Annotated in this window: 23 protein-coding genes; 14 read left to right on the top strand and 9 right to left on the bottom strand. The window is 71.0% G+C overall.

The features are described from left to right. Positions 1–236 precede the first annotated feature (236 nt). Positions 237–1,310, top strand: a complete 1,074-nt coding sequence (locus JR065_RS06370; RefSeq protein WP_206233144.1) for a metal-dependent hydrolase — start codon at positions 237–239, stop codon at positions 1,308–1,310. A 34-nt stretch (positions 1,311–1,344) separates the two neighbouring features. On the opposite strand, the gene JR065_RS06365 is transcribed toward JR065_RS06370, so the two are convergent. From JR065_RS06365 to JR065_RS06350, 4 genes are all read right to left on the bottom strand, one after another. Beyond that, positions 1,345–2,169, bottom strand: coding sequence for a class I SAM-dependent methyltransferase (locus JR065_RS06365; RefSeq protein ID WP_206233142.1), 825 nt, complete (start codon positions 2,167–2,169; stop codon positions 1,345–1,347). Positions 2,170–2,190: 21 nt separating this feature from the next. Further along, positions 2,191–3,189 (bottom strand): tRNA dihydrouridine synthase DusB, encoded by a 999-nt coding sequence (gene dusB, locus JR065_RS06360; RefSeq protein WP_206233141.1) that lies wholly within the window; start codon positions 3,187–3,189, stop codon positions 2,191–2,193. A 158-nt stretch (positions 3,190–3,347) separates the two neighbouring features. Next, the gene (locus tag JR065_RS06355) at positions 3,348–4,298 is read right to left on the bottom strand and encodes a ribokinase (RefSeq protein WP_206233268.1); all 951 of its coding nucleotides are present in this window, start codon (positions 4,296–4,298) and stop codon (positions 3,348–3,350) included. A 50-nt stretch (positions 4,299–4,348) separates the two neighbouring features. After that, positions 4,349–5,647 carry a NupC/NupG family nucleoside CNT transporter gene (locus JR065_RS06350; protein WP_206233139.1) on the bottom strand — a complete coding sequence of 433 codons (1,299 nt, stop codon included), beginning with the start codon at positions 5,645–5,647 and terminating at the stop codon, positions 4,349–4,351. A gap of 203 nt (positions 5,648–5,850) precedes the next feature. On the opposite strand from JR065_RS06350, the gene JR065_RS06345 reads away from it, so the two are divergent. From JR065_RS06345 to JR065_RS06325, 5 genes are all read left to right on the top strand, one after another. Next, a complete protein-coding gene (locus tag JR065_RS06345) occupies positions 5,851–6,822 on the top strand; it encodes a potassium channel beta subunit family protein (RefSeq protein ID WP_206233137.1) in 972 nt (323 codons plus the stop codon). A 282-nt stretch (positions 6,823–7,104) separates the two neighbouring features. Beyond that, complete coding sequence (hemP, locus tag JR065_RS06340; RefSeq protein WP_206233135.1) at positions 7,105–7,305, top strand: hemin uptake protein HemP; 201 nt, start codon at positions 7,105–7,107, stop codon at positions 7,303–7,305. Positions 7,306–7,483: 178 nt separating this feature from the next. Continuing rightward, on the top strand, positions 7,484–9,682 hold the full coding sequence (locus JR065_RS06335; protein ID WP_206233133.1) for a TonB-dependent hemoglobin/transferrin/lactoferrin family receptor: 2,199 nt from the start codon (positions 7,484–7,486) through the stop codon (positions 9,680–9,682). Positions 9,683–9,690: 8 nt separating this feature from the next. Continuing rightward, the gene (locus JR065_RS06330; protein WP_206233132.1) at positions 9,691–10,287 is read left to right on the top strand and encodes a Hemin transport protein; all 597 of its coding nucleotides are present in this window, start codon (positions 9,691–9,693) and stop codon (positions 10,285–10,287) included. A gap of 55 nt (positions 10,288–10,342) precedes the next feature. Further along, a complete protein-coding gene (locus JR065_RS06325; RefSeq protein WP_206233130.1) occupies positions 10,343–11,275 on the top strand; it encodes a DUF6607 family protein in 933 nt (310 codons plus the stop codon). A gap of 54 nt (positions 11,276–11,329) precedes the next feature. Here the strand turns inward: JR065_RS06325 and JR065_RS06320 are convergent, their stop codons facing one another. The 4 genes from JR065_RS06320 to JR065_RS06305 form a co-directional block, all read right to left on the bottom strand. Continuing rightward, positions 11,330–12,244: a S1 family peptidase gene (locus JR065_RS06320; RefSeq protein WP_206233128.1), complete on the bottom strand. Its 915-nt coding sequence runs from the start codon at positions 12,242–12,244 to the stop codon at positions 11,330–11,332. Between the two features lie 149 nt (positions 12,245–12,393). Next, complete coding sequence (locus JR065_RS06315) at positions 12,394–13,347, bottom strand: GlxA family transcriptional regulator (protein WP_206233126.1); 954 nt, start codon at positions 13,345–13,347, stop codon at positions 12,394–12,396. Between the two features lie 189 nt (positions 13,348–13,536). Further along, positions 13,537–16,020, bottom strand: coding sequence for an ABC transporter permease (locus JR065_RS06310; protein WP_206233124.1), 2,484 nt, complete (start codon positions 16,018–16,020; stop codon positions 13,537–13,539). Continuing rightward, positions 16,017–16,619: an ABC transporter ATP-binding protein gene (locus JR065_RS06305; RefSeq protein ID WP_206233122.1), complete on the bottom strand. Its 603-nt coding sequence runs from the start codon at positions 16,617–16,619 to the stop codon at positions 16,017–16,019. Before JR065_RS06305 ends, JR065_RS06310 begins: the two co-directional genes overlap by 4 nt. Before the next feature lie 125 nt (positions 16,620–16,744). On the opposite strand from JR065_RS06305, the gene JR065_RS06300 reads away from it, so the two are divergent. The 3 genes from JR065_RS06300 (at position 16,745) to JR065_RS06290 (ending at position 19,624) form a co-directional block, all read left to right on the top strand. Continuing rightward, a complete protein-coding gene (locus tag JR065_RS06300) occupies positions 16,745–17,404 on the top strand; it encodes an arylesterase (protein ID WP_206233120.1) in 660 nt (219 codons plus the stop codon). 92 nt (positions 17,405–17,496) lie between these two features. After that, a complete protein-coding gene (locus tag JR065_RS06295) occupies positions 17,497–18,210 on the top strand; it encodes a response regulator transcription factor (protein ID WP_003481607.1) in 714 nt (237 codons plus the stop codon). Positions 18,211–18,319: 109 nt separating this feature from the next. Beyond that, entirely contained in the window at positions 18,320–19,624 is a 1,305-nt protein-coding gene (locus JR065_RS06290; protein WP_206233118.1) for a sensor histidine kinase, read from the top strand. Here the strand turns inward: JR065_RS06290 and JR065_RS06285 are convergent. Continuing rightward, on the bottom strand, positions 19,599–20,321 hold the full coding sequence (locus JR065_RS06285; protein WP_206233116.1) for an SGNH/GDSL hydrolase family protein: 723 nt from the start codon (positions 20,319–20,321) through the stop codon (positions 19,599–19,601). The genes JR065_RS06290 and JR065_RS06285 overlap by 26 nt on opposite strands. Before the next feature lie 206 nt (positions 20,322–20,527). On the opposite strand from JR065_RS06285, the gene JR065_RS06280 reads away from it, so the two are divergent. The 5 genes from JR065_RS06280 to JR065_RS06260 all read left to right on the top strand — a co-directional run bounded on the left by JR065_RS06280 (position 20,528) and on the right by JR065_RS06260 (position 23,807). Beyond that, positions 20,528–20,908, top strand: coding sequence for a diacylglycerol kinase (locus JR065_RS06280; protein WP_206233114.1), 381 nt, complete (start codon positions 20,528–20,530; stop codon positions 20,906–20,908). A gap of 39 nt (positions 20,909–20,947) precedes the next feature. Further along, the gene (locus tag JR065_RS06275) at positions 20,948–21,697 is read left to right on the top strand and encodes a TerC family protein (RefSeq protein WP_206233112.1); all 750 of its coding nucleotides are present in this window, start codon (positions 20,948–20,950) and stop codon (positions 21,695–21,697) included. A 78-nt stretch (positions 21,698–21,775) separates the two neighbouring features. Next, complete coding sequence (locus JR065_RS06270) at positions 21,776–22,396, top strand: LemA family protein (protein WP_206233110.1); 621 nt, start codon at positions 21,776–21,778, stop codon at positions 22,394–22,396. A 95-nt stretch (positions 22,397–22,491) separates the two neighbouring features. Next, positions 22,492–23,316: a TPM domain-containing protein gene (locus tag JR065_RS06265; RefSeq protein WP_206233108.1), complete on the top strand. Its 825-nt coding sequence runs from the start codon at positions 22,492–22,494 to the stop codon at positions 23,314–23,316. Further along, positions 23,316–23,807: a TPM domain-containing protein gene (locus JR065_RS06260; protein ID WP_206233106.1), complete on the top strand. Its 492-nt coding sequence runs from the start codon at positions 23,316–23,318 to the stop codon at positions 23,805–23,807. Before JR065_RS06265 ends, JR065_RS06260 begins: the two co-directional genes overlap by 1 nt. Positions 23,808–23,955 lie beyond the last annotated feature (148 nt).

Raw genomic sequence — 23,955 nt, 5'->3', positions numbered from 1 at the left:
ACAACCGCCGAGCTGGCGTGCGAAGCGTCGGGTGGCTGCTCCCAAACGAACGCTCGCTGTGGGAGCGACTTCAGTCGCGACACCGAAGCCGCACCGCATCCGGCTCCGACGGTCGGGACTGAAGCCCCTCCTGCAAGCGTCGTGCGGGTCGCTGGCCGCGAGTTGGCAGGGGAGGGCTAGGCCGCTTCCAGGCAAGCGCACATGGCGGCGACGGCCGCGCCTGCTAGCATCGGCCGATGGACTCCCTCACCCAGATCGTTCTCGGCGCGGCCGTCGCCGCCGCCATCACTCCCGCGGCGCACCGCCGCGCCGCGCTGCTCGCCGGCGCGGCGCTGGGCACCCTGCCGGACCTGGACTCGCTGATCCTGCTGCCGCTGACCCGCGACCCGGTGACGCTGATGACGGTGCACCGCAGCTTCAGCCATTCGCTGTTCGTGCTGCCGCTGCTCGGCGCGCTGCTCTGGTGGCTGTTCCGGCGCTTCGGCCACGGCCGCGTGGCGCAAGCGCCGCGGCGCTGGTTCTGGGCGATCCAGCTGGCCTTGATCACCCATCCGCTGCTGGACGCGTTCACCGTCTACGGCACCCAACTGTGGTGGCCGCTGCGCCCGCCGCCGGCGATGTGGTCCAGCGTGTTCATCATCGATCCGGCCTATACGCTGTGGCTGATCGTCGGTTGCGCGGTGGCGTGGTGGGCGCGCGAGCGGCGCGTCGCGCAGCGGGCGCTGCTCGGCGCGCTGCTGCTGAGCAGCGCTTACCTGGGCTGGTCGCTGCTGGCCAAGCAGCTGGTCGACCGCGAAGCCGACCGCGCGCTGGCGGCGATGGGCCTGCAGCACGCGCCGCGTTTCTCGGTGCCGATGCCGTTCAACACGCTGCTGTGGCGGGTGGTGGCGATGACGCCGGGGGGCTACGTGATCGGCGAGCGCTCGCTGGTCGCCGACCGCGGGCCGATGCGCTTCCAGGGCTACCCGTCCAATACCCAGGCGCTGGGCGAAGTGCGCGCGCTGCCGGCGGTGCAGCGGCTGAGCTGGTTCAACCGCGGCTTCATGCGCGCCCAGGTCAAGGACGGCGAACTGGTCCTCAGCGACCTGCGCATGGGCCTGGAGCCGGACTACAACTTCAACTTCGCGGTGGCCGCGCAGCGCGGCGGGCAGTGGCAGGCGATCGAGCCCAGGCAGCTGTCGGCGGCCTACCGCGCACCGGTGGCGCGCGGGCAGATTGGCGCGGCGCTGGCGCGGATGTGGCAGCGGATCTGGACCGAACCGGCCGCGGCCACGCCGGTCGGCGCGTCGGCGCAACCCGGCCCACGCTGAGCGCGGCGCGCCGGTCGGCGGCGCCGCTGTGCGCTCAATAGACCGTCGCGCGCGCCTGCACGAACGAATAGAAGAACACCGCGTCCGGATCGCTCTGCACCTGCGCCATCTCCCGGCGCATGCCGGCCACGGTGTCCTCGCCGACCGCGCCGGCCTGCAGCAGCCGCTCGGCGGCCGACAGCAGCACCTCCTCCCAGAACGCGATCATGGTCTTGCGCCGGGCCGGTTCGCGGTTGTCCAGGTGCAGCGTCTTGATCTCGGTGCTGACGTCGCGATAGCCGCCGGCCAGCAGCAGGTTGCCCAGCTTGGCGCCGACGAACGGGTCGCCGCCGTGGTCGTACTGGAAGTCGTTGAACGCCATCCAGTAGCGCCACACGTTGGGCGAATACGGATGCAGCAGGAACGAGGCGTTCATCACCTCGGTCACGTACACCGGCGAACCCGGCGCCAGCACGCGGCGCACTTCGCTCAGCACCCGCGCCGGCGACGGCACGTGTTCCAGCACCCAGCACAGGAACGCCGCATCGAAGCTGCGCGGCTCGAACGGCAGGTCGCCGGCATCGGCCTGCTGCAGCGTGTAGCGCTCGCGGCACCATGGCATGCGCTGCAGGTTGTCGCGCGCGGCCTGCAGTTGCACCTCGCTCAGGTCCACGCCGGTGACGTGCAGGTCGGGGAAGCGGCGCAGCAGCACTTCGGTCTGCGCGCCGACGCCGCTGCCCACTTCCAGCAGCCGCCGCGCGCCGGTGTAGTCGATCTGGTTGAACAGCGTGGCTTCGAGCAGGCGCGCCTGTTTCAGCAGCCGTGCCTGCTCGGTGCCGGAGAAGCCGTGCAGGTAGGTGGGGGCGTCGGGCGAACTCATGGGCGGGCTCCTGCGTCGCGGCTAGGCCGCCGCGGACAACGCCGGCGGCACGCCGGCGATCAGCGCATCGAAATAGTCGGCGGTCAGCGCCAGCTGCGCCTGCGCCGTCTCGGCGCGGTTGACCACGGCGCGGAACGCGGCGTTCTCCGGGCGGTCCCTGGCGTACCAGCCCAGGTGCTTGCGCGCGATACGCACGCCCTGCGCTTCGCCATAGAACGCGTGCAGCGCCTGCAGGTGGCCGAGCAGGGTGTCGCGCACGAACGCCAGCGGCGGCGCCGGCAGTACTTCGCCAGTGGCCAGGTAATGCGCGATCTCGCCGAAGACCCACGGCCGCCCCTGCGCCGCGCGGCCGACCATCACCGCGTCGGCGCCGGTGGCCGCCAGCACCTGCGCGGCCTTGTGCGGCGAATCGATGTCGCCGTTGGCGATCACCGGGATGCGCAGCGCGGCCTTGATCTGCGCGATCGTCGCGTATTCGGCCTGGCCGCTGTAGTGCTGGTCGCGGGTGCGGCCGTGCACGGTCAGCGCGGCGATGCCGCAGTCCTGCGCGATGCGCGCGATGGCCGGCCCGTTGCGGTGGTCGCAATCCCAGCCGGTGCGGATCTTCAGCGTCACCGGCACCGGGCTGGCCTTCACCACGGCGCCGAGGATGCGCGCCACCAGCGCCTCGTCGCGCATCAGCGCCGAGCCGGCCCAGGCGTTGCACACCTTCTTGGCCGGGCAGCCCATGTTGATGTCGATCAGCTGCGCGCCGTGGTCGGCGTTGTAGCGCGCCGCCTCGGCCAGCTGCTGCGGCTCGGTGCCGGCGATCTGCACGCTGACCGGGTCCGGCTCGCCGGCGTGGTCCATGCGCTGCAGCGACTTGCGGGTCTGCCACAAGCGCGGATCGGAGATGGTCATCTCCGACACCGCCAGGCCGGCGCCCAGGCGCTTGCACAGCAGCCGGAACGGCTTGTCGGTGACCCCGGCCATCGGGGCCAGGACCACCTTCGGTTCGATCAGGTAGGGGCCGATGCGCATGCGGCCATTGTAGTGCCGCGGCGCGGGGCGGTCAGGATCGCGCCGTCAGTCCAGGAGGCGCGCGCTGCGGCCGGCCATGCGGCGATCCGCGGCCGGACACGACCCGGGAGAAACGCGGCGATCGGCCGGCGCGGCCCGCCGGGCCGGCGGATCGAGGCTCAGGCCGCGTCGGGCGTGAGCTGTGGCATCGACGCCGCCGCGCCCTCGGCCTCGGTCGACCGCGCCGCGTAGCGGTTGGCGAAGCGCACGTGGGTGGCGAACGCCGCGTTCGGCGTCTGCGCCAGCGACGCCACCAGCGCGCCGTTGAAGGCATCGCCGGCGCCGGTGGTGTCCACGGTCTGCGCAGGCTCGGCGGCGACCCGGTAGTAGGGCTGGGCGTCGCCACGCAGGTCGTCGGCATGGGAAATGAACGCGCCGACCGAACCCAGCGTCACCACCACGGTGCCGCCCGGCAGCAGCTTGCGGCACAGCGCGTGCAGGCTGCCGCCGTCGGTGGCGGCGACGTCGTCCGCGTCCAGGCGCTCGCCGACGTGGCGCGTCAGCAGCGCCGCGAACTCGGTTTCGTTCGGGGTCAACACGTCGGCCAGCTTGAGCAGGCCGATGCTGGTCTGGGCGTTGGCCGGCGCCGCGTTGAGCACCGTGCACACGCCCGCCTCGCGCGCCAGCGCCAGCGTCGCCTCGATGGTCTCGATCGGCGATTCCAGCTGCGCCAGCAGCACCCGCGCCGAGCCCAGCAGCGCGCGCTGCGCCTGCACGAAGCCGGTGCTCAGCGTGGCGTTGGCGCCGGCGCCGATCACGATGGTGTTGCGGCCGTGGCCGTCGACGTAGATGCCGCCGGTGCCGGTCGGTTCGACGCTGGCCTCGGCGACCAGCGCGATGCCGTCCTGCGCGGCCAGCGCACGCGCCATCGCGCCGCCGGCGTCGTCGCCCAGCGCGCAGACGAAGCTGGTCCTGGCGCCGGCGCGCGCCGCGGCCACGGCCTGGTTGAAGCCCTTGCCGCCGGGGCCGGTGCTGTAGCGGCCGGCGATGGTCGCGCCGGGCGCGGGCAGGGTTTCGCAGCGCCAGACGTGGTCGACATTGAACGAACCGACGACGATGACCGAACTCATAGACATGCAACTTCTCGACAGTAAGACGGGGGGACTAGCGGGTACAGCGTTCAACCGAAATGCGACAGTACACCGGCGATGGTGGCGGTCATGAAAGTGGCGATCGAGCCGCCCAGCACCGCACGCAGGCCGAACCGGGCCAGATCGTGACGGCGTTCCGGGGCCAGGCCGCCGATGCCGCCGATCTGGATCGCGATCGAGCTGAAGTTGGCGAAGCCGCACAGCGCGTAGGTGGCGATCAGCCGGCCCTCGTCGCTCAGGCTCACGCCCGGCACCTGGCCTTTGACGATCTGCGACAGCTCGCTGTAGGCGACGAACTCGTTGATCACCACCTTCTGCCCGATCAGCGAGCCGACCGTGGTCGCATCGGCCCACGGCGTGCCGATCACCCAGGCGATCGGCGCCAGCACGTAGCCCAGGATCGTCGACAGGTTGGTCGGCTTGCCGAGCAGCGCCTGCAGGCCGGTGGCCTCGCCGATCCAGGTCAGCGGCGCGTTGACCAGCGCGATCAGCGCGATGAACGCCAGCAGCATCGCGCCGATGTTCAGCGCCAGGCGCAGGCCGTCGCCGGCGCCGGCGGCGGCCGCGTCGATCACGTTGCTGGTGGTCCTCTCCACTTCCATCTTGACCGTGCCGCGGGTCAGCGGCGTGCCGGTCTCCGGCACCAGCAGCTTGGCCACCACCAGCGTCGCCGGCGCGGCCATGATGCTCGCCGCCAGCAGGTGCTTGGCGTAGAACGCCTGCTGCGCCGGATCGGTGCCGCCGAGCATGCCCACGTAGGCGGCCAGCACGCCGCCGGCGATGTGCGCCATGCCGCCGATCATCATCGTCAGCAGTTCGGACTCGGTCATCTTGGGGATGTAGGGGCGCACCGTCAGCGGCGCCTCGGTCTGGCCGATGAACACGCTGGCGCACACGCTGGTGGTTTCCGCGCCGGACACGCGCATCACCTTGGTGATCGCCCAGGCCATGACCCGCACCACCGCCTGCATCACGCCCAGGTGGTAGAGCACGCCCATCAGCGCCGAGAAGAAGATGATCGTCGGCAGCACCTGGAAGGCGAAGATGAAGCCATTGCTGTCGACGTCCATCAGGCTGCCGAAGATGAAGCCGGAGCCTTCGTTGACGAAGCTCAGCACCTTCACGAACAGCCGGCCGAGCCCGTCGAACACGTCGCGCCCACCCGGCACCAGCAGCACCAGCGCGGCGAAGGCGATCTGCAGGATCAGCCCGGTGACGACCAGCTTCCAGTCCACCGCGCGCCTGTTGTTGGAGAACAGCCAGGTGATCGCGATCAGCACGGCCAACCCGAACAGGCCGAAGCCGATCCTTCCCAAACCCTCGACCATCTGCTTCCCCTGGATCGCCGGACAAAGAGAGGAAGCCTAGTGCAGGGGGTGACGGGCGGCAAGGCAAACCCCGTTCAGCGCCGCGGACCGGCGTCGGGGCGAGGCGCGGTGCGGCCGCGCGACCGCGCCGGCCGCGCTGGCTACACTGTGCCACCGCCCGCCGGCACCGCGCCGCGGGCCCACCGCCGCTCCAGGAGTCCTCCATGCACTACCGTCGCCTTGGCGCCACCGGGCTGCAGCTGTCGGCGCTGTCGTTCGGCGCCTGGATCAATTTCGGCGGCCAGATCGGCCGCGACGAGGCGCGCGAGCTGATCGCCACCGCCTGGGACCACGGGGTCAACTTCTTCGACAACGCCGAGGTCTACGCGCAGGGCCGCGCCGAGCAGGTGATGGGCGACGTGATCGCCGACCTGCGGCTGCCGCGCGACGGCTACTGCGTATCCAGCAAGGTCTACTTCGGCGCCGTCGCGCAGCCGCGCCCGACCCAGCGCGGGCTGTCGCGCAAGCACGTCACCGACGCCTGCCACGCCGCGCTGCGCCGGCTGCGGGTGGACTACCTGGACCTGTACTACTGCCATCGCCCGGACCCGGACACGCCGGTGGAGGAAACCGTGCGCGCGATGGACGCGCTGATCCGCCAGGGCAAGGTGCTGTACTGGGGCACCTCGGAATGGCCGGCCGAACGCATCCGCGAGGCGGCGACGATCGCGCGCGCGCACGGCCTGCAGGGACCGTCGATGGAGCAGCCGCAGTACAACCTGCTGCACCGCGAGCGGGTCGAGCGCGAGTACGCGCCGCTGTACGCCGAGCTGGGGCTGGGCACCACGATCTGGTCGCCGCTGGCGTCGGGGCTGCTGACCGGCAAGTACAACGACGGCATCGACCCGGCCTCGCGGCTGGGGCAGGCCGGCAATGCCTGGCTGCACGAGGAGGTGATCGGGCCGCCGCAGCAGCGCCGCATCGAGCGCGCGCGCCGCTTCACCGCGCTGGCCGCCGAACTGGGCGCGGCGCCGGCCACGCTGGCCATCGCCTGGTGCCTGCGCAATCGGCAGGTATCGACGGTGATCCTGGGCGCGAGCCGGGTGGCGCAGCTGCAGGAGAACCTGGGCGCGCTGGAACTGGCCGAGCGCTACGACGACGCGGTGTGGGCTGGGGTTGAGGCGGCGGTGGAGTAGGGGGCCGGGAAGCCGGGACCAGGGACCAGGGACCGGGGACCGGGGACCGGGGACCGGGGACCTCGGGACTCGGGACTCGGGACTTGCAGAGCGCATCTTTCGGATGGGTATTTCTCAGCCTGGGATTGGGTCGTCCTGGCGGCTTTTTGGGGTAGCCATTGGCTGCGCCTGTCGTCGCGGCCAAGCGCATCGACAGTTCGAATCGTCCAAACGAGAATTGCTCTTGATTAACGAGTGAGAATCATTATCATCTTATCCGTCCCCTGTGCACGGAGCCAGATCATGACCGCTCAACCTGTCCTGCTGCGTCACCCCGAAACCCTCAGCCTGCGCGAGCGCGCGTTGCCGCGCGCGGTGCCGGCCGAAGAGACCATCAGCAGCGACGCCCTGCTCAAGGGCCGCCGCGAGGTGTTGATCCAGCATGGCGACCGCGTGTACCGCCTGCGCCATACCAGCAACGACAAGCTGATCCTGACCAAATAGCCCGCCGCGCGCTCCGGCGCGCCGCACTGACGCTATTCGACACTGCCGCCACCTGGCGGGGCCCGCGCGGTCCCGCCGCGGCCGCCCCGCAGTCGCGAACCGTTCTCTCCCCCTCGGCGCCCGCGCCGGCCTTGCGCCGGCGTTGCCGGGGGTCTTCTCGCGACCACCGATGAACCCGATGATACGTACCGCTACGCTGACCCGCGCGCTGTGGCTGGCCCTGGCCGCCGCTGCGCCCGCCGCTGCCCAGGCCGCCGAGGCCGCCCCTACGCCCCATGACTTCGAGCGCCTGCAGGTCACCGCCACGCGCACCGAACGCGCCATCGTCGATGTGCCCAGCAGCGTCGACGTGATCGACCGCGAGCAGATGGACGAGCATCTGGTGCACGACCTGAAGGACCTGCTGCGCTATACGCCCGGCGTGTCGGTGACCACCGGCAGCGGCCGCTTCAGCGGCGTCAGCGGCATCCGCATCCGCGGCCTGGAAGGCAACCGCGTGCTGATCCAGACCGACGGCATCCCGGTCTCCGACGGCTTCAGCTTCGGCAGCTACCTCAGCGCCAACCGCAACTTCGTCGACCTGGAGACGCTGAAGCGGGTGGAGATCGTGCGCGGCCCGGCCAGCGCGCTGTACGGCTCGGACGCGCTCGGCGGCGTCGTCGCCTACGTGACCAAGGACCCGTCCGACTACCTGGCGGCGGACAAGCACAGCTACGTCGGGGTGAAGTTCGGCTACGAAGGCGAATGGGACGGCCTGTTCGCCGGCGCGCTGGGCGCGTTCGGCGGCGAGCGCTGGAGCGGCATGGTCGCGGTCAGCCACCGCCAGGGCGAGGAAAGCGAGACCCAGGGCGACAACCGCAGCGTCGGCGCGGCGCGCACCGCGCCCAATCCGCTCAGCACCGATGGCCGCAGCCTGCTCGGCAAGCTGGTGTTCGCGCCGAGCGAGAACCAGCGCTTCAAGCTGACCGTGGACGGCAACGAGGACTACGGGCGCATCGACGCGCTGAGCAACGTCAGCGCCACCATCCTGTCCCAGCGCGGCCGCGATCACCAGACCCGCGCGCGCGTGGCGCTGGCGCACGAGGCCGACCGGCTCGACACCACCCTTGCCGACGCGCTGCAATGGCAGCTGTACCGGCAGGACAGCGAGAGCCTGCAGCGCACCGACGAGCGCCGCAGCAACAACACGCTGCGGCACACGGAGCACAACTTCGACCAGCGCGTGTACGGGTTGCAGGCGAACCTGCAAAAGCACGTGGACCACGGCAGCGTCGCCCACGACATCAGCTACGGCATCGACGTGTCGTGGAGCGACACCCACGAGAAGCGCGACGGCCACACGCAGAACCTGGCCACCGGCGCGATCAGCAAGACCGTCGGCCTGGAGACGTTCCCGGTGCGCGACTTCCCGGTCACCGAAACCACCAAGGCCGGCGCCTACCTGCAGGACGAGATGCGCATGGCCGACGGCCGCTTCAGCCTGATCCCCGGCGTGCGCGTGGACTACTACAAGCTGTCGCCACAGGTCGATGAAATCTTCGCCGGCGACAATCCCGGGGTGGCCGCGAAGCGGGTCACCGACAGCAACGTCTCGCCCAAGCTCGGCGCGATCTGGCGCTTCAACGACGCCTGGTCGGTGTACGCCAACTACGCGCACGGCTTCCGCGCGCCGCCGTACAACGACGTCAACATCGGCTTCACCAATCTGGTCGTCGGCTATACCGCCATCGCCAATCCCGACCTGAAGCCGGAAACCAGCAAGGGCGGCGAGCTGGGCCTGCGCTATGCCGGCGATGCCGGCTATTTCGGCCTCAGCGGCTACTACAACGACTATCGCGACTTCATCGAGTCCTACAGCTTCGTCGGCTTCAACGCCGACGGGCTGATGCTGTACCAGTCGCGCAACGTGGACCACGTGGTGATCAAGGGCGTGGAGGCCAAGGCCGGCGTGGACTTCGGCGCGCTCGACGCGCGCTGGAGCGGCTGGTCGATGCACGCCGCGGCGGCCTATGCGCGCGGCGACAACCAGACCGACGACGCGCCGCTGAACTCGGTGGATCCGCTGCGCGCGACCGTGGGCCTGAACTACGAGCGCGACGCGTGGGGCGCCGAACTCGTCGGCACCTTCGTCGACCGCCAGCGGCGTCCGGCGCTGCCGACGTACTACGCGCCGGCCGGCTACGCCACGCTGGACCTGATGGCGCACTGGCGTTTCGCGCCCGGCGCCAAGCTCAACGTCGGCGTGTTCAACCTGGCCGACCGCACCTACATCGACAGCAGCGCGCTGCCGAACGCGACGCCGGTTGGCAGCGCGGTGCTGGACCGCTACACCGGCGCCGGCCGCAACCTGTCGGTGAGCCTGGCGGTGGACTGGTAGCGCCGCCGATGGCCGCCTCGCTGCCCGCGTCCATGGCCGCCGCGCGCATCGCGCGAACCGCGCCGTTGCCGCGGCCGGCACAACTGGCCGGCCTGGGCACCGTGCTGTGCCTGTACCGTCCGCAGCTGGGCGCCGAACTGGTCGGCTGGTCGCGCGCGGTGCGCGCGTCCTCGCAGCTCGGCGTGGACAGCGACGGGCTGCGCGAGAGCCTGTGGTTCTTCGACCGCCACGACCAGTGCTGCTGGCGCCTGTACCTGCTGCCGGACAGCGACTTCGTCGCCTGGGACGCGTTGCTGTCGGGACTGCCGCAGGATCCGCACCCGCCGGCCGATGCCGGCGTCGCCGAACGGCTGTGGCGGCGCCTGGCCCGGCGCCTGGGCGGGGACAGCTGGCACGCGCGCGCGCTGCGCCTGCACGCGGCCGAGGGCGAGCTGGCCGCCAGCGTCGCCACGGTGTCGCCGCTCGGCGCCACCCTGGCGCGCCGCATCGCCCGGCTCGAGGCCGCCGACGGCGAAGTGCTGGTGGACGACTGCTGCTGCGCGCGCGCCGGGCAGCCGCCGCCGCGCCGCGACCCGGACCACGAATGGCCGCTGCTGCGGCTGTAGGCGACGGCCCCGCCGCCGCGCATCCTCTTCTCCCTCCAGCGAAACCGAACCCGACATGAAACGATTGCTCATCACCGCGCTGCTGCTCGCCGGCAGCGGCCTGGCCCAGGCGCAGGACGCCGAGCCGCAGCGCGACCGCGCCAGCATCCTGGCGATGCAGGGCGAATACATCGTCGACTTCGCCTTCGACGAGACGGTATTGCTCAAGCCCGGCTACGAGCGCGCGCCGGCGATGCGCAGCGGCGCCAACGAGGTGGTGATCGTGGTCGAGGACAGCCCGCGCAAGGTGGTGCTGCAGCACCTGCTGGTCGACGCGAAGAGCGGCCATGTGACCAAGCACTGGCGCCAGGACTGGATCTACGAGGCGGCGCAGCGCTTCGAGTTCAGCGCCGATCAGACCTGGACGGTGCGGCCGCTGCCCGCGGCGCTGACCCGCGGCGCGTGGACCCAGTGCGTCTACGAGGTCAGCGATGCCCCGCGCTACTGCGGCACCGGCCGCTGGGACTACGCCGACGGCCACCCGACCTGGACCAGCGACCTGAGCTGGCGCCCGCTGCCGCGTCGCGAATACACCAAGCGCAGCGACTACAACGCGCTGTCGGTGGTCAACCGGCACACGCTCACCCCCAACGGCTGGACCCACGAGCAGTTCAACACCAAGCTGCTGCGCCAGGCCGACGGCAGCCAGCAGGCGATCGCGCGCGAGTTCGGCTTCAACGACTACGCCAAGACCGGCGAGGTGGACTTCAAGCCGGCCTACGCCTACTGGAAGGCCACGCAGGGCTACTGGGCCAAGGTGCGCGCGCGCTGGGACCGCTTCCTCGGCCAGGCGCCGGGCGTGCGGCTGAAGACCAAGCTCGACGGCATGGCGATGATCGTGCCGCTGTTCACCCAGGCCGAGTCGCTGCAGCAGGGCAAGACGGTGGACGATGCGCAGATCGACGCGGTGTTCGCGCAATGGGTGGAGCCGGCACCCGCCGCGCGCTGAGCGGCGCCACGTACCCAGGGCGGGGAAGGCGGCCGCACGGCGCCTTTGCCGGAATCAGGGGTGCGCGTCGCGCATCCGCTGGACGGAGCGCTCCGCTTGCGCGGCCTGCTGTCCGCTCCCGGTGCCCGCGGATGCGGAAATCACGCTTTCGATCCATGGGATGTAGCGCGAGATGCGCACGGCGTGCACGATCTGGCCGTAGAGGCCTTCTACGAATGGGCGATCCGGTGTCCATGTCTTCCAGAATGGATGGTCCGGCGGATACTTGCTCCAGGACGCCAGGCCGACGAGTTGCCTCGAACGCCCGGCTCCGATCAGCAAGGGGCCGCCGCTGTCGCCGCTTCCGGTGATTCCCTCCAGCGGCAGGGCCGCCGGTGGCGGGTCGAATCGATACCAGACATAGCGTGCGTCGGCACCGACGATCACGTTGAAGGCGTGGCGCAGGACGGTGCGATGCGGGCTGTGGGGATCCTGGCCTGCGCCGCCATTGCCCGTGGCGCCCTTGCCCACCAGCTCGGCGGTCATTCCCGGTTCCTGGTCGCCGCGATAGAGCGCGATGGGAGTCGCATCCGTCACCGGCGAGACGAGTTCGATCAGCGCGATATCGTTGGACGCTGCGAGAAAGGCGCTCAGCTTGGAGAGGTCGCCGGACGCAAGGGCCTCGTTGACCAGCCGATCGGGCAGTTTCTCGTAGCCGGGATAGGTCACCACACGTCTGACCTTGCGCGCCATGCCGCCGATGGAGACCTCTTCCTCCATGCCTTGCATCTGCATCGGCGCCGCATGCGCTGCGGTGACGACCCATTGCGGCGCGATCAGTACGCCGTGTCCCTCGCCTGGCAGGTCGACCAGCGCGGGGAATGACGCAGCCGGGACCCGATAGCTGGCATCTTCCACGTCCGCCGCGACGATCACGGCGCCGGCCGCCGTCGAGACGGCCAGGAGGCAAAAAGCGAGAACCCACTTCATTCATTCATCCTCGTCGTTCCGCGAATCATCCGCATCGCGCCATGCGCCCGCACGCGGGCGGCGGACCCAGCCCGTCGGATGCATTCGGGGGATTCTAGGGGCATGCTCGGCGGAGAGCGGCCAAATGGCCGACAGATCCGGCCAACGCTTCATGGCCCGAAGCGTTGCCGATACTCGCCAGGGGTGATGCCGTAGCGATTGCGGAATGCGCGATGGAAGGCGTCCGCACTGTTGAAGCCGACCACGCTGGCGATGCGTTCGATGGAATCGTGCCTGGACGTCAGTTGCAGGCATGCCTGTTCCAGGCGTAGCCGTTCGACGAAACGTGCCGGCGTGGTGGCGAACGTGGCCGCGAATACGCGGCGGAAATTGCGCGGGCTCATCGCCACGTATTCGGCCATGCGCTCAACGCTAAGCGTTTCAGGGAGATGATCGAGCAGCCATTCGAGCAGGCCGGCCATGCGCCCGGTGCTGCGGATCTGCGCGGCCAGCGGCATGGAGAACTGCGCCTGATTGCCGGGGCGTTTCACGTACATGACCAGATCGCGCGCCGCTTCCATCGCGATGGCGGCGCCAAGATCCTCTTCGACCAGTGCCAGCGCCAGGTCCATGCCGGCAGTCAATCCGCCGGAGGTGGCGAAGCGGCCGTCGCGCAGGAACAGCTGATCCGGCTGGATATCCAGCGCCGGGTAGCGGCGCACCACGTCGGTGGCATGGCGCCAGTGGGTGGTGACGCGACGGCCGTCGAGCAAACCGGTCGCCGCGAGGATGTAGATGCCCGTGCAGACGCTGACCATGCGGCGGGTCGTGGCGGCGCGCTGGCGCAGCCATGCAAGCAGCCGTGCATCGCTGTCGAAACGGCGACTGCCGATGCCGCCGGGGATGAGCATGGTGTCCAGCGGTGGCGCGTCGTCGAGCGTGCAGGTGGGGGTGACGATGAGGTTGTTCTCGGCTCGAACTGGGGCGGCATCCAGGCCGATGACATGCAGGTGATAGGGCGGTTCCCCTGTGGCCGCGCTATTGGCCATGCCGAATACGTCGAGCGGCCCGATCAGGTCGAGCGATTGCATGTCCTGGTAGGCAAGCAGGCCGATGTTCCTCATGCAATCCTGGTCGTCATCATTGAAACCCAGCTGGCGTTTTGAAGTTGGCACGCATGGCAGCGCCCTTCGTCCGTGGGCGCCTTCGGACAGGCTGAACCGCTGCTTCCAACGGCGGGGTCGAGCAGCGCCGGAATCCCGGTCGCTGCGGCGAGCCGCGTCGGCGCCCCGCCGCGTCCGCGCCGGCGGCGCTCAGCTCTCGCGCAGCGCCAGCGCCGGCGGCGTGTGCAGGATGCGGCGGGTGCCCGACCAGCCGGCGAGCAGGCTCAGCAGCACGCCGCCTAGGCCGCCGAGCAGCAGCGCCGGCCACGGCGGCGACAGCGCCAGTTCGAACGCCTGCCTGGCGACCACCACGCCGATGACCGCCGCCGCGCCGACCGCCAGGATCGCCGCGAGCAGGCCGAGCGTGCCGAATTCCACCAGCACCGCGCCGCGCAGCTGGCCGCGGCGCGCGCCCAGCGTGCGCAGTACCGCGCTGTCGTAGCGGCGCTCGCCGGCGGTGGCCTGCAACGCGGCCAGCAGCACCAGCGCGCCGGCCAGCAGGCTGAAGCCCATCACCAGCTGCACCGCCTGCGCGACGCGGTCGATCACCTCGCGCACGCGGCCGAGGATCGCGTCGATGTCCAGCAGCGACACGTTCGGATAGCTGCGAGTGAGCCCGGCCAGCGGCGCGGCGTTGCCGCCGGGCAGGTGGAACGCGGAGATCAGGTTGTAGGGCGCGTCTTCGACCGCGCCGGCGTTGATCAACAGGAAGAAGTTGACCCGGAACGAATCCCAGTCGGCCTTGCGCAGGCTGGTGACGGTGAAGCTGCGCTGCTGCTCGCCCAGCGACAGGGTGATCGTGTCGCCGAGCTTGAGCCCGTAGCGCTGCGCCCAGCCTTCCTCCACCGAGGCTTCGGCCGCGGTGCTGTCCGGCGCCCAGAAGCGTCCGGACAGCAGCGTGTTGGCGGCGGGGAAGGTATGCCGCCAGGAGAAGTTGATCGGCCGGTCGACGCCGTCGCCGTCCTCGTCCGGGCCCTGGTCCTGGCGCTGCGGCGGCTTGCCGTTGATCGCCACCAGCTTGCCGGTGCTGAACGGCTCCACCGCCGCATCGGCCACGCCCAGCCCGCGCAGCGTCTGCAGCACCTGCTCGGACTGGTCGGGCTGGATGTTCATCAGGAAGTAGTTCGGCGTATCGGCCGGCAGCCGGTCGCGCCACTGTCCGAGCAGGCCGGGACCGATCACCGCCAGCAGCAGCAACGCGCACAGCGACAGCGACAGGCCCACCAGCTGCACCACGCTCAGCGCGCGGCGCCGGGTCAGCGAGGCCAGGCCGAGCTTCCACGGCCCGCGCAGCCGCGATTGCAGGCGCCGCAGCAGCGCCAGCAGCACGCTGCCGACCAGCGCCGCGAGCGCGGCCAGCGCGGTCAGCCCGCCCAGCACCCAGGCCGCGAGCAGGCCGTCGCCGGTGGCGTAGACCGCCAGCACCACCGTGGCGGCCAGCGCGGCGGCGTAGACCAGCAGCGAGGTCGGCGGCAGCGCGGCGAAGCTGCGGTTGAGCACGCGCATCGGCGGCACGTTGCGCAGCCGCAACAGCGGCGGCAGGCCGAAGCCGAGCAGCAGCAACAGGCCGATGCCGGCGCCGGCCAGCGCCGGGGTCGCCTGCGGCAGCGGCAGCCGGTTCGGGATCAGGCTGCCCAGCGCCTCGACCAGGCCGATCTGCGCCAGCATGCCCAGGCCCACGCCGAGCGCGCAGGCCGGGATCGCCAGCAGCAGCAACTGCAGCGCCAGCGCGCCGAGGATGTCGCGCTGGCGCGCGCCCAGGCAGCGCAGCACCGCGACGTTGTCGATGCGGCGCAGCGCGAAGCGGTTGGCCGCCAGCGCGGTGGCCACGCCGGCCAGCAGCACCGCCAGCAGCGCGGCCAGCGCGAGGAAGCGCCCGGCGCGGTCGAAGGCGCCGCGCACGCCGCGCTGGGTGTCCTCGATGCCGACCAGGCGGAACGCCTTGGCGCGCGGCTGCAGCCATTCGCGCAGCGCGGCGATCTCGCCCGGCGCGCCGGCGAACATCAGCCGGTACGAGGCGCGGCTGCCGGGGCCGAGCAGGCCGGCGGCATCGACGTCGGCGCGGTTGACCAGCAACGGCGGCGACAGCTGCATCAGTTCGCCGGACGCGTCCGGTTCGGCGCGTAGCACGCGGGTCACGCGCAACGTGCCGGCGCCGAATTCCAGTGCGTCGCCGAGCTTGAGCCCCAGCGCCTCGAGCAGGCGCGGATCGGCGTAGGCCTGGCCGCGCGGCGGCGGCCCGGCGCGCTCGCTGCCGGCGCCGGCGGTGTCGCGCGCCACCTGCAGTTCGCCGCGCAACGGATAGCCGTCGGCGACCGCCTTGATGTTGGCCATCTGACTGGCCTCGCCATGGAACAGCACGCTGGGGAAGCTGACCAGGCGGGTGCTGCGCAGGCCGCGACGCTGCGCTTCGGCGGCGAACGCGGCCGGGATGTCCTGGCGCCCGGTGACGCCGAGGTCGCCGCCGATCACTTCGGCGGCGCTGCCGGTCAGCGCCAGGGTGACGCGGTCGACCAGGGTGCCGACCGCGGTCATCACCGCCACGCCGAGTACCAGCGCGGCGAACACGGTCAGCAGGTCGCCGGCGAGGATTTCCCGGCGCAGCGAGCGCAGCGCGTGGCGCAGGACGTTCATGCGCCGGTCACCGCTTCGGCCGGGCCCAGGCGCCCGCCGTCGAGCCGGTAGCGGTGTTCGCAGCGCTGCGCCAGGCGCAGGTCGTGGGTCACCAGCACCAGCGTGGTGTCGCTGCCGGCGTTGAGCGCGAACAGCAGGTCGCTGATCTGCTGCCCGGTGGCCTGGTCGAGGCTGCCGGTGGGCTCGTCGGCGAACAGGATCCGCGGCCGCGCCACGAACGCGCGCGCCAGCGCCACGCGCTGCTGCTCGCCACCGGACAGCTGCCGCGGGTAGTGCCGCGCGCGCGCGGTCAGGCCTACCGCCTGCAGCACCTCGCGCACCCGCGCCGGGTCTTCGCGCCCGGCCAGCTCCAGCGGCAGCGCGATGTTCTCCTCGGCGGTCAGCGACGGCAGCAGGTGGAAGCTCTGGAACACGAAACCGACCTCGCGCGCGCGCAAGGCGGCGCGCGCCTCCTCGTCCAGCGCGTTGAGCGACTGCCCGGCGAGCACGATCTCGCCGCGGCTGGGCAGGTCCAGCCCGGCGAGCAGGCCGAGCAGGGTGGTCTTGCCGGAACCGGAGGCGCCGACGATGGCGACGCTGTCACCTTCATCGATGGTCAATCCGACCTTGTCGAGAATGTGGACCGTTCCCTCCGGTCCGCTGACGGATTTGCCGACATCGCGTACGTCGATCGCGATGCCGGTGCGGGTAGTGGGGGCCAGACTGTCGATGAGGAAATCTCCGGATGCGTGGCAACGATAGGAAGGAAACACCGGCCTGGACGCGTGGCGCCTGGCTGTGGCTGGCATGGTTGCTGTTGCTGCCGGCCGTCGCCTGTGCCAAAGGTCCGCCCGGGCCGGTGCTCGTGGTGGGCGACAGTCTCAGCGCCGCGCACAACATCCCGGTCCAGTCCGGCTGGGTGACGCTGCTGGAGCGCCGCCTCAAACAGGAGATGAAGGCACCACCGGCCGTCGTCAATGCCAGCATCAGCGGCGAGACCACCTCCGGCGCGCTGACCCGCCTGCCGGGACTGTTGCAGAAGCACAGGCCGGCGGTGGTGGTGATCGAGCTCGGCGGCAACGACGCCCTGCGCGGACTGACCCCGGCGCAGTTGCGCGGCAACCTGGAGAAGATGATCGTGCTCAGCCGCGACGCCGGCGCCAAGGTGCTGCTGCTGGGCATCGACGTGCCGCCGAACTACGGCCCGGCGTACCGCCAGCGGCTGCGCGCGACCTACGCCGACCTGTCCCGACAGTACCAGACCGCGCTGCTGCCGTTCCTGCTCGAGGGCGTGGCGCTGGACCCCAAGCTGATGCAGGACGACGGCCTGCACCCGACCGCGGCTGGCCAGCCGAGGGTGCTGGACAACGTCTGGCCCAAGCTCAGGCCGCTGATAAGTGGTTGATTTTACTTAGGGTCAGGTACATGAGGCCATCTTCACGCCGTCACCACCGGTGATCCGGCATGTTTCACAAAGCTGAAGAATGAGGAAGCTCTATGCGTCAGACCAAGGAAACCTCCGGACTCGTATTGGTGGTCGAGGACAACCGCAACATCTCCGAGATGATCGGCGAATACCTCGAAGGCCGGGGATTCGAAGTGGACTACGCCTGCGATGGCCTGGACGGATATCGCCTGGCCGCCGAGAACAGCTACGACGTGGTGGTGCTGGACCTGATGCTGCCGCGCCTGGACGGCATCGAAGTGTGCCGCCGGCTGCGCAACGACGCGCGCAAGTCCACGCCGGTGCTGATGCTGACCGCGCGCGACACGCTGGACGACAAGCTCACCGGGCTGGGCTTCGGCGCCGACGACTACCTGACCAAGCCGTTCGCGATCCAGGAACTGGAAGCGCGGCTGCGCGCGCTGATCCGTCGCGAGCGCCGCCAGGTAGGCTCGGAGGTGTTGAAGGTCGCCGACCTGGTGCTGGACCCGGTGAGCATGCGCGCCACCCGCGCCGGCACCGAGCTGCAGCTGTCGCCGATCGGCCTGCGCCTGCTGACCATCCTGATGCGCGAGTCGCCGCGGGTGGTCACGCGGCAGGAGATCGAGCGCGAGATCTGGGGCAACGGCCTGCCGGACTCGGACACCCTGCGCAGCCACCTGTACAACCTGCGCAAGATCATCGACAAGCCGTTCGACCGTCCGCTGCTGCACACCGTGCAGAGCGCCGGCTACCGCATCGCCGACATCGCCCAGCCGATGAGCTGAGCGTGCGCCGGGCACCGCGAGCAGGCACCCGCGCCAGCGGGCGCCTGCTTGCACGGCGGGCTCACGGCTCGTCTTTTTATACTTTTTGCGACGACACACGGAAGCCGTAATGCCGCTTGGGTTGCCGCACACACTTCGTATCGCGCTGTTTTCGCGGCTGCTGCTGGCAGCGGTGGTGGCCGTGCTCGGCGGTTATCTGGTCGTGGCGGTGGTCAAGCACTCGCTGGTCGGCTCGGTGATGCGCCAGGAGGCCGACCACTACTGGCGCCTGTACGCCAGCGACCGCGGCCAGCCGCCGCCCGACAGCCACGCCCTGCGCGGCTATGTGGTGCCTGCCGGCCGCTCGGACGCGGCGGTGCCCGCGCCACTGCGCGCCTTGCGCCCGGGCCTGCACGAACGCAGCGGCGGCGATCTGGTGCTGGTCGACCAACGCCCGGCCGGGCGCCTGTACCTGGTGTTCCTCGGTGCGCAGGCGGACCAGCTGGCGTTCTGGTTCGGGCTGGTGCCGGCGCTGCTGACGCTGTTGGCGGTAAGCGTGGTGGGGTGGCTGGCCTACCGCGCCTCGCGGCGCCTGCTGTCGCCGGTCAACTGGCTGGCGCGGCGGGTGTCGCAGTGGGATCCGCGGCACCCGGCGGCGGCCGACCTGGCGCCGGAGAACCTGCCCGCCGAGGTCCAGGGCGAGTCGCGGCAGCTGGCCACGGCGCTGCATGCGCTGGCGTTGCGCGTCACCGACCACGTCTCGCGCGAACGCAACTTCACCCGCGACGCCAGCCACGAGCTGCGCACGCCGCTGACCGTGATCCGCGTCGCCAGCGACATCGCGATGACCGATCCGGAACTGCCGCCGCGGCTGGCCCGCAGCCTGCAGCGCATCCAGCGCGCCGGACGCGACATGGAGGCGGTGATCGACGCGTTCCTGATCCTGGCGCGCGAAGCCGACGTGGTGCCGCAGAGCGAGAACGTCGACGTCGCCGACGTCGTCCAGTACGAGGCCGACAACGCGCGCGAGCTGCTGGCCGGCAAGCCGGTGACGCTGGTGGTCAACGTGCGGGTGCCGGCGCGGCTGCATGCGCCGCCGCGGGTATTGCACGTGGTGGTCAGCAACCTGTTGCGCAACGCCTGCAGCTATACCGACGCGGGCAGCATCGAGGTCGAGATCGGCACCGACAGTCTGCGCATCCGCGACACCGGCATCGGCATGTCCGACGAGGCGCTGCAGCGCGCGTTCGAGCCGTTCTTCCGCGCCGAACCCGACCGCCCGCAGGGCACCGGGCTGGGCCTGTCGATCGTGCGCCGGCTGTGCGAGCGCTTCGGCTGGCAGGTGCGGCTGGACAGCGCGCCGGGCGGCGGCACCACCGCCACGGTGCGCTTCGCCGCGTCCGCCGGGCTCAGTGCGCCGCCAGGTACGGCCTGACCGTGTCGCGCCACAGCGCGTAGCCGGCCGCGGTCATGTGCAACTGGTCGTCGCCGAACAGCTCGCGGCGCGGCTGGCCGTCGCTGCCGAGCATCGGCGTGTACACGTCGATGAAGTCCACCTGGCGCATGCCGGCGGCGGCCTGGCGGATCAGCCGGTTGGCCTCGGCCATCTTCGGCATCAGCTGCGCGCGCGCCGGGCTGGGCTTGACCGAGATATAGGCGATGCGGGTGCGCGGCAGGTCGCGGCGCACCCGCGCGACGAAGGCGACGAAGTCCTCGCGCAACTGCTGCGGGCTGCGTCCGCTGTTGAGGTCGTTGTCGCCGGCGTAGAACACGACCAGGCGCGGCTTGTACGGCACCACGATGCGGTCGGCGTACCAGGTGCTGTCGCGGATCTCCGAGCCGCCGAAGCCGCGGTTGATCACCTCCACGCCCGGGAAATCGGCCGCCAGCGATTCCCAGAAGCGGATCGACGAGCTGCCGACGAACAGCACCCCGTGCGGCTTGGGCGGGTGCGCGGCGTCGGCCTTGGCGAAGCGCGCCATGTCTTCTTCCCAGGCGGCGTTGGACACCTGCTCGGGCACCTGCGGCGCGGCCGCCGGCGCGCGCGCCAGGGCCGGCGCCGGGCCCAGCCCGAACAGCGAGACGGTGGCGGCGAGCAGCGCCGCGCGCAAGGGGGTCAGGGTCGTGTGCATGGCCTTCCTGTTGCAGTACGGGTGCGGCCGACGATGGTGCCGCAGCGGGCGCGCCGCGCGCAAATCGCCGCCGCGCCGGCGCCTGCACAGCGCGGCGCGGGGGCTTGTGGCAAAATCCGGCTCCTGCCGTTCGCCTCGATCCCCGATGACCGCTCATTTCCGGCCGCTGCCGCCGTGTCCTCCTTCCGCAGGCCGGGGCTGAGGGCGTGGCCGACCACCTGGGGCATATGCCGCGCGGCCCGCGCCGCATGCTGATGGCCGCGCGCTGGTCGTGGCAGGGGCTGCGCGCGGCGTGGCTGCACGAGTCCTCGTTCCGGCTGGAGGTGTGCCTGTTCGTGGTGCTGGCGCCGCTGGCGCTGTGGCTGGGCGCCGACCCGGTGCAGCGGATCCTGATGATAGGGTCGCTGCTGCTGGTGCTGGCGGTGGAACTGCTCAACTCCGCGATCGAGGCGGTGATCGAGCGCTACGGGCCGGAACACCACGAACTGGCCGGGCGCGCCAAGGACATGGGCTCGGCCGCGGTATTCGTGATGCTGGCCAACGTCGCGCTGTGCTGGGGCCTGATCCTGGCACCGCGCTGGCTGTGATGCCGGCAGCTTTCCTCTTCCCGTTAAGGATTGATCTCCATGTCTTTTGAGTTTCTCGCCGATCCCAACACCTGGCTCACCCTGCTGACGCTGAGCGGGCTGGAAATCGTGCTGGGCATCGACAACCTGGTGTTCATCTCCATCGCGGTCAGCAAGTTGCCGGAGGCGCAGCGCCCGGCGGCGCGCAAGTTCGGCATCGCCGTGGCGTGCCTGACCCGCATCGCGCTGCTGGTGTCGCTGGCGTTCCTGGCGCGGATGCAGGTGACCCTGTTCACCGTGGCCGGCATGGACATCTCGGTGCGCGACCTGGTGCTGATCGTCGGCGGCCTGTTCCTGCTGGTGAAGGGCGCGATGGAGATCCGCGAGATGATCACCGGCGGCGAAGACGCCGATCCCACCACCAGCAAGGCGTCGGGCGTGTTCTGGATGGTGATCGCGCAGATCGCGGTGATCGACATCGTGTTCTCGCTGGATTCGGTGATCACCGCGGTCGGCATGGCCGAGCACATCCCGGTGATGGTCGCGGCGATCCTGCTGGCGGTCACGGTGATGCTGCTGGCGGCCAACCCGCTGGGCCGCTTCATCGACCACAACCCGACGGTGAAGATGCTGGCGCTGGCCTTCATCCTGATGATCGGCGTGGTGCTGGTCCTGGACGGCTTCGACGTGCACGTGCCCAAGCCGTACATCTACGCGGCGATGGGCTTCTCGGTGCTGGTGGAGTGGCTGAACCTGCTGATGCGCCGCCGCGCCGCCGCGCACCATGTGCCCGGCGCCGGCCAGTGGTAGCCGGCTGAGCCCGGGCGCGGGCTGCGTTTTCACGGGGCGCGTGGCAAGCTGCGCGCGTCCTGCCACCGGAGATGCGCCATGCGCCTGTTGTCCCGTACGCTGTTCCTCGCCGCTGTGGCGGTGCTGCTGTCCGGCTGCGGCTACAACGCGATCCAGCAGAAGGACGAGGCGGTCAAGGCCGGCTGGTCCGAGGTGCTGAACCAGTACAAGCGCCGCGCCGACCTGATCCCGAACCTGGTCAACACGGTGAAGGGCTACGCCGACCAGGAGCGGCAGGTGCTCACCGACGTGACCAATGCGCGTGCCAGGGTCGGCCAGATCCAGGTCAACGCCGACGACGCCGCGTCGCTGCAGCAGTTCCAGCAGGCCCAGGGCGAGCTGTCCGGCGCGCTGTCGCGGCTGCTGGTGGTGACCGAGAACTACCCGAACCTGAAGTCGGACCAGTCGTTCCGCGACCTGCAGGCGCAGCTGGAAGGCACCGAGAACCGCATCACCGTGGCCCGCGGCCGCTACATCCAGGCGGTGCAGGACTACAACACCTACATCCGCTCGTTCCCGCCGGTGCTCACCGCCAAGATGTTCGGCTACAAGGAAAAGCCGAATTTCAGCGTGGCCAACGAAGCGCAGATTTCCGAGGCGCCCGCGGTCGACTTCGGCTCCAGGCCGGCGCCGGCGCAGCAGCCGGCACCGGGCCAGTGAGCGAGGCGCGGCGCGCCGATGACCGGGCCTGAGCGCCGCGCGGCAGCGCTCGCCGCTGCGCCGGGGCGTGGCGTGGCGTGGCGCTGGAGCCGGCGATGAGCGCTTCGATCAACGCAACGGCCGCGCGCGGCGGCTGGCTTGCCGCCTGGCTCTGCGCGCTGCTGCTGGGGCTGTCGCCGCTGCCCGGCCGGGCGCAGGCGCCGACGCAGGCGCCGATCCCGCCGTTGGACGCGCCGGTGGTCGACCGCACCGGCACCCTCGACGCGGCGCAGCGCGCGCAACTGGAGCGGCAGGCGCGCGAGCTGCAGGCGCGCAAGGGCAGCCAGTTGCAGGTGCTGATGGTCGCCAGCACCGCGCCGGAGACCATCGAGCAATACACCCAGCGCGTGTTCGACCAATGGCAGCTGGGCCGCAAGGGCGTGGACGACGGCGTGCTGCTGGTGGTGGCCAAGGACGACCGGCGGGTGAGGATCCAGCCGGGCTACGGCCTGGAGGGCGCGATCCCCGACGCGATCGCCAACCGCATCATCCAGGAGTACCTGGCGCCGCGCTTCCGCGCCGGCGACTACGGCGGCGGCATCGCCGAGGCCACCGCGATGCTGGTCAGGCTGGTCGACGGCGAGCCGCTGCCGGCCCCGGTCAGCACGCATGACGCCGACGACGGCCGGCGCGGCGCCAGCGGCCTGCCGTTCGGCTTCTTCGCCGGCCTGTTCGCCGCGATCGCCGCGCAGACGCTGTTCGCGCGCGCGCCGCGGCTGCTGCGCGGCGTGCTGGCCGGCGTCGCCGGCGGCGGCGTGGGCCTGCTGCTGAGTTCCTCGATCTTGGTCGGCCTGCTCGCCGGCGCGATCGGGCTGGTGCTCGGCCTGCTGTCGGGCCTGGCGCCGGGGCGCGCGGTCGGTGGCGCCTCGGGGAGCTGGTGATGAGACTGTTGCGGCATCTGTTCGCGCCGTCGGCGCAGGCGCTGTTCCCCAACCCGTGCCTGGAACGCATCGCCGCGGCGATCGCGGCCGGCGAGCGCACCCATCGCGGCCAAGTGATGTTCGCGGTGGAATCGGCGCTGGCGCCGTCGGCGGTGCTGCGCGGGGTGGAGCCGCGCGTGCGCGCCGAACAGGCCTTCGCGCAGTTGCGGACCTGGGATACCGAGGACAACAACGGCGTGCTGATCTACCTGCTGCTCGCCGACCACCGCATCGAGATCGTCGCCGACCGCGGCCTGCGCGGGCGCGTGGACGCGGCGCAATGGCGCCAGGTCTGCGCGTTGATCGAACAGGACATGCGTGCCGGCCAGGCCGAGAAGGCGGTGATCGCCGGCGTGGCGGCGGTATCGGCGCTGCTGGCCGAGCATTTCCCGGCGCAACCTGGCGCTGCGGACCGCAACGAACTGCCGAACATGCCGCAGGTGCTGGACTGAGCCAGGACTGGCGCGGCCAGCGTGGCCGGCACGCCACCCGCGGGGCCTGCGCGGCGGCAGATGAAGCCGGGCGCTACCGGACGCGGCGCGGGCCGCGGCAAGCGGCGGCGGCAATGGCAGAATAGGCGACCCGCTTTCCCGGCCGACG

The organism is Xanthomonas sp. (assembly GCF_017163755.1).
Taxonomy (GTDB): Bacteria; Pseudomonadota; Gammaproteobacteria; order Xanthomonadales; family Xanthomonadaceae; genus Xanthomonas_A.
Note: the sequence above shows the minus strand (reverse complement) of the source record. Positions and strands in the feature narration are given on the sequence as shown.

Coding starts and splice junctions, on each gene's coding strand:
- JR065_RS06370 (WP_206233144.1), top strand. CDS start 237: ATGGACTCCCTCACCCAGATCGTTCTCGGCGCGGCCGTCGCCGCCGCC.
- JR065_RS06365 (WP_206233142.1), bottom strand. CDS start 2,169: ATGAGTTCGCCCGACGCCCCCACCTACCTGCACGGCTTCTCCGGCACC.
- dusB (WP_206233141.1), bottom strand. CDS start 3,189: ATGCGCATCGGCCCCTACCTGATCGAACCGAAGGTGGTCCTGGCCCCG.
- JR065_RS06355 (WP_206233268.1), bottom strand. CDS start 4,298: ATGAGTTCGGTCATCGTCGTCGGTTCGTTCAATGTCGACCACGTCTGG.
- JR065_RS06350 (WP_206233139.1), bottom strand. CDS start 5,647: ATGGTCGAGGGTTTGGGAAGGATCGGCTTCGGCCTGTTCGGGTTGGCC.
- JR065_RS06345 (WP_206233137.1), top strand. CDS start 5,851: ATGCACTACCGTCGCCTTGGCGCCACCGGGCTGCAGCTGTCGGCGCTG.
- hemP (WP_206233135.1), top strand. CDS start 7,105: ATGACCGCTCAACCTGTCCTGCTGCGTCACCCCGAAACCCTCAGCCTG.
- JR065_RS06335 (WP_206233133.1), top strand. CDS start 7,484: ATGATACGTACCGCTACGCTGACCCGCGCGCTGTGGCTGGCCCTGGCC.
- JR065_RS06330 (WP_206233132.1), top strand. CDS start 9,691: ATGGCCGCCTCGCTGCCCGCGTCCATGGCCGCCGCGCGCATCGCGCGA.
- JR065_RS06325 (WP_206233130.1), top strand. CDS start 10,343: ATGAAACGATTGCTCATCACCGCGCTGCTGCTCGCCGGCAGCGGCCTG.
- JR065_RS06320 (WP_206233128.1), bottom strand. CDS start 12,244: ATGAAGTGGGTTCTCGCTTTTTGCCTCCTGGCCGTCTCGACGGCGGCC.
- JR065_RS06315 (WP_206233126.1), bottom strand. CDS start 13,347: ATGAGGAACATCGGCCTGCTTGCCTACCAGGACATGCAATCGCTCGAC.
- JR065_RS06310 (WP_206233124.1), bottom strand. CDS start 16,020: ATGAACGTCCTGCGCCACGCGCTGCGCTCGCTGCGCCGGGAAATCCTC.
- JR065_RS06300 (WP_206233120.1), top strand. CDS start 16,745: ATGCGTGGCAACGATAGGAAGGAAACACCGGCCTGGACGCGTGGCGCC.
- JR065_RS06295 (WP_003481607.1), top strand. CDS start 17,497: ATGCGTCAGACCAAGGAAACCTCCGGACTCGTATTGGTGGTCGAGGAC.
- JR065_RS06290 (WP_206233118.1), top strand. CDS start 18,320: ATGCCGCTTGGGTTGCCGCACACACTTCGTATCGCGCTGTTTTCGCGG.
- JR065_RS06285 (WP_206233116.1), bottom strand. CDS start 20,321: ATGCACACGACCCTGACCCCCTTGCGCGCGGCGCTGCTCGCCGCCACC.
- JR065_RS06275 (WP_206233112.1), top strand. CDS start 20,948: ATGTCTTTTGAGTTTCTCGCCGATCCCAACACCTGGCTCACCCTGCTG.
- JR065_RS06270 (WP_206233110.1), top strand. CDS start 21,776: ATGCGCCTGTTGTCCCGTACGCTGTTCCTCGCCGCTGTGGCGGTGCTG.
- JR065_RS06265 (WP_206233108.1), top strand. CDS start 22,492: ATGAGCGCTTCGATCAACGCAACGGCCGCGCGCGGCGGCTGGCTTGCC.
- JR065_RS06260 (WP_206233106.1), top strand. CDS start 23,316: ATGAGACTGTTGCGGCATCTGTTCGCGCCGTCGGCGCAGGCGCTGTTC.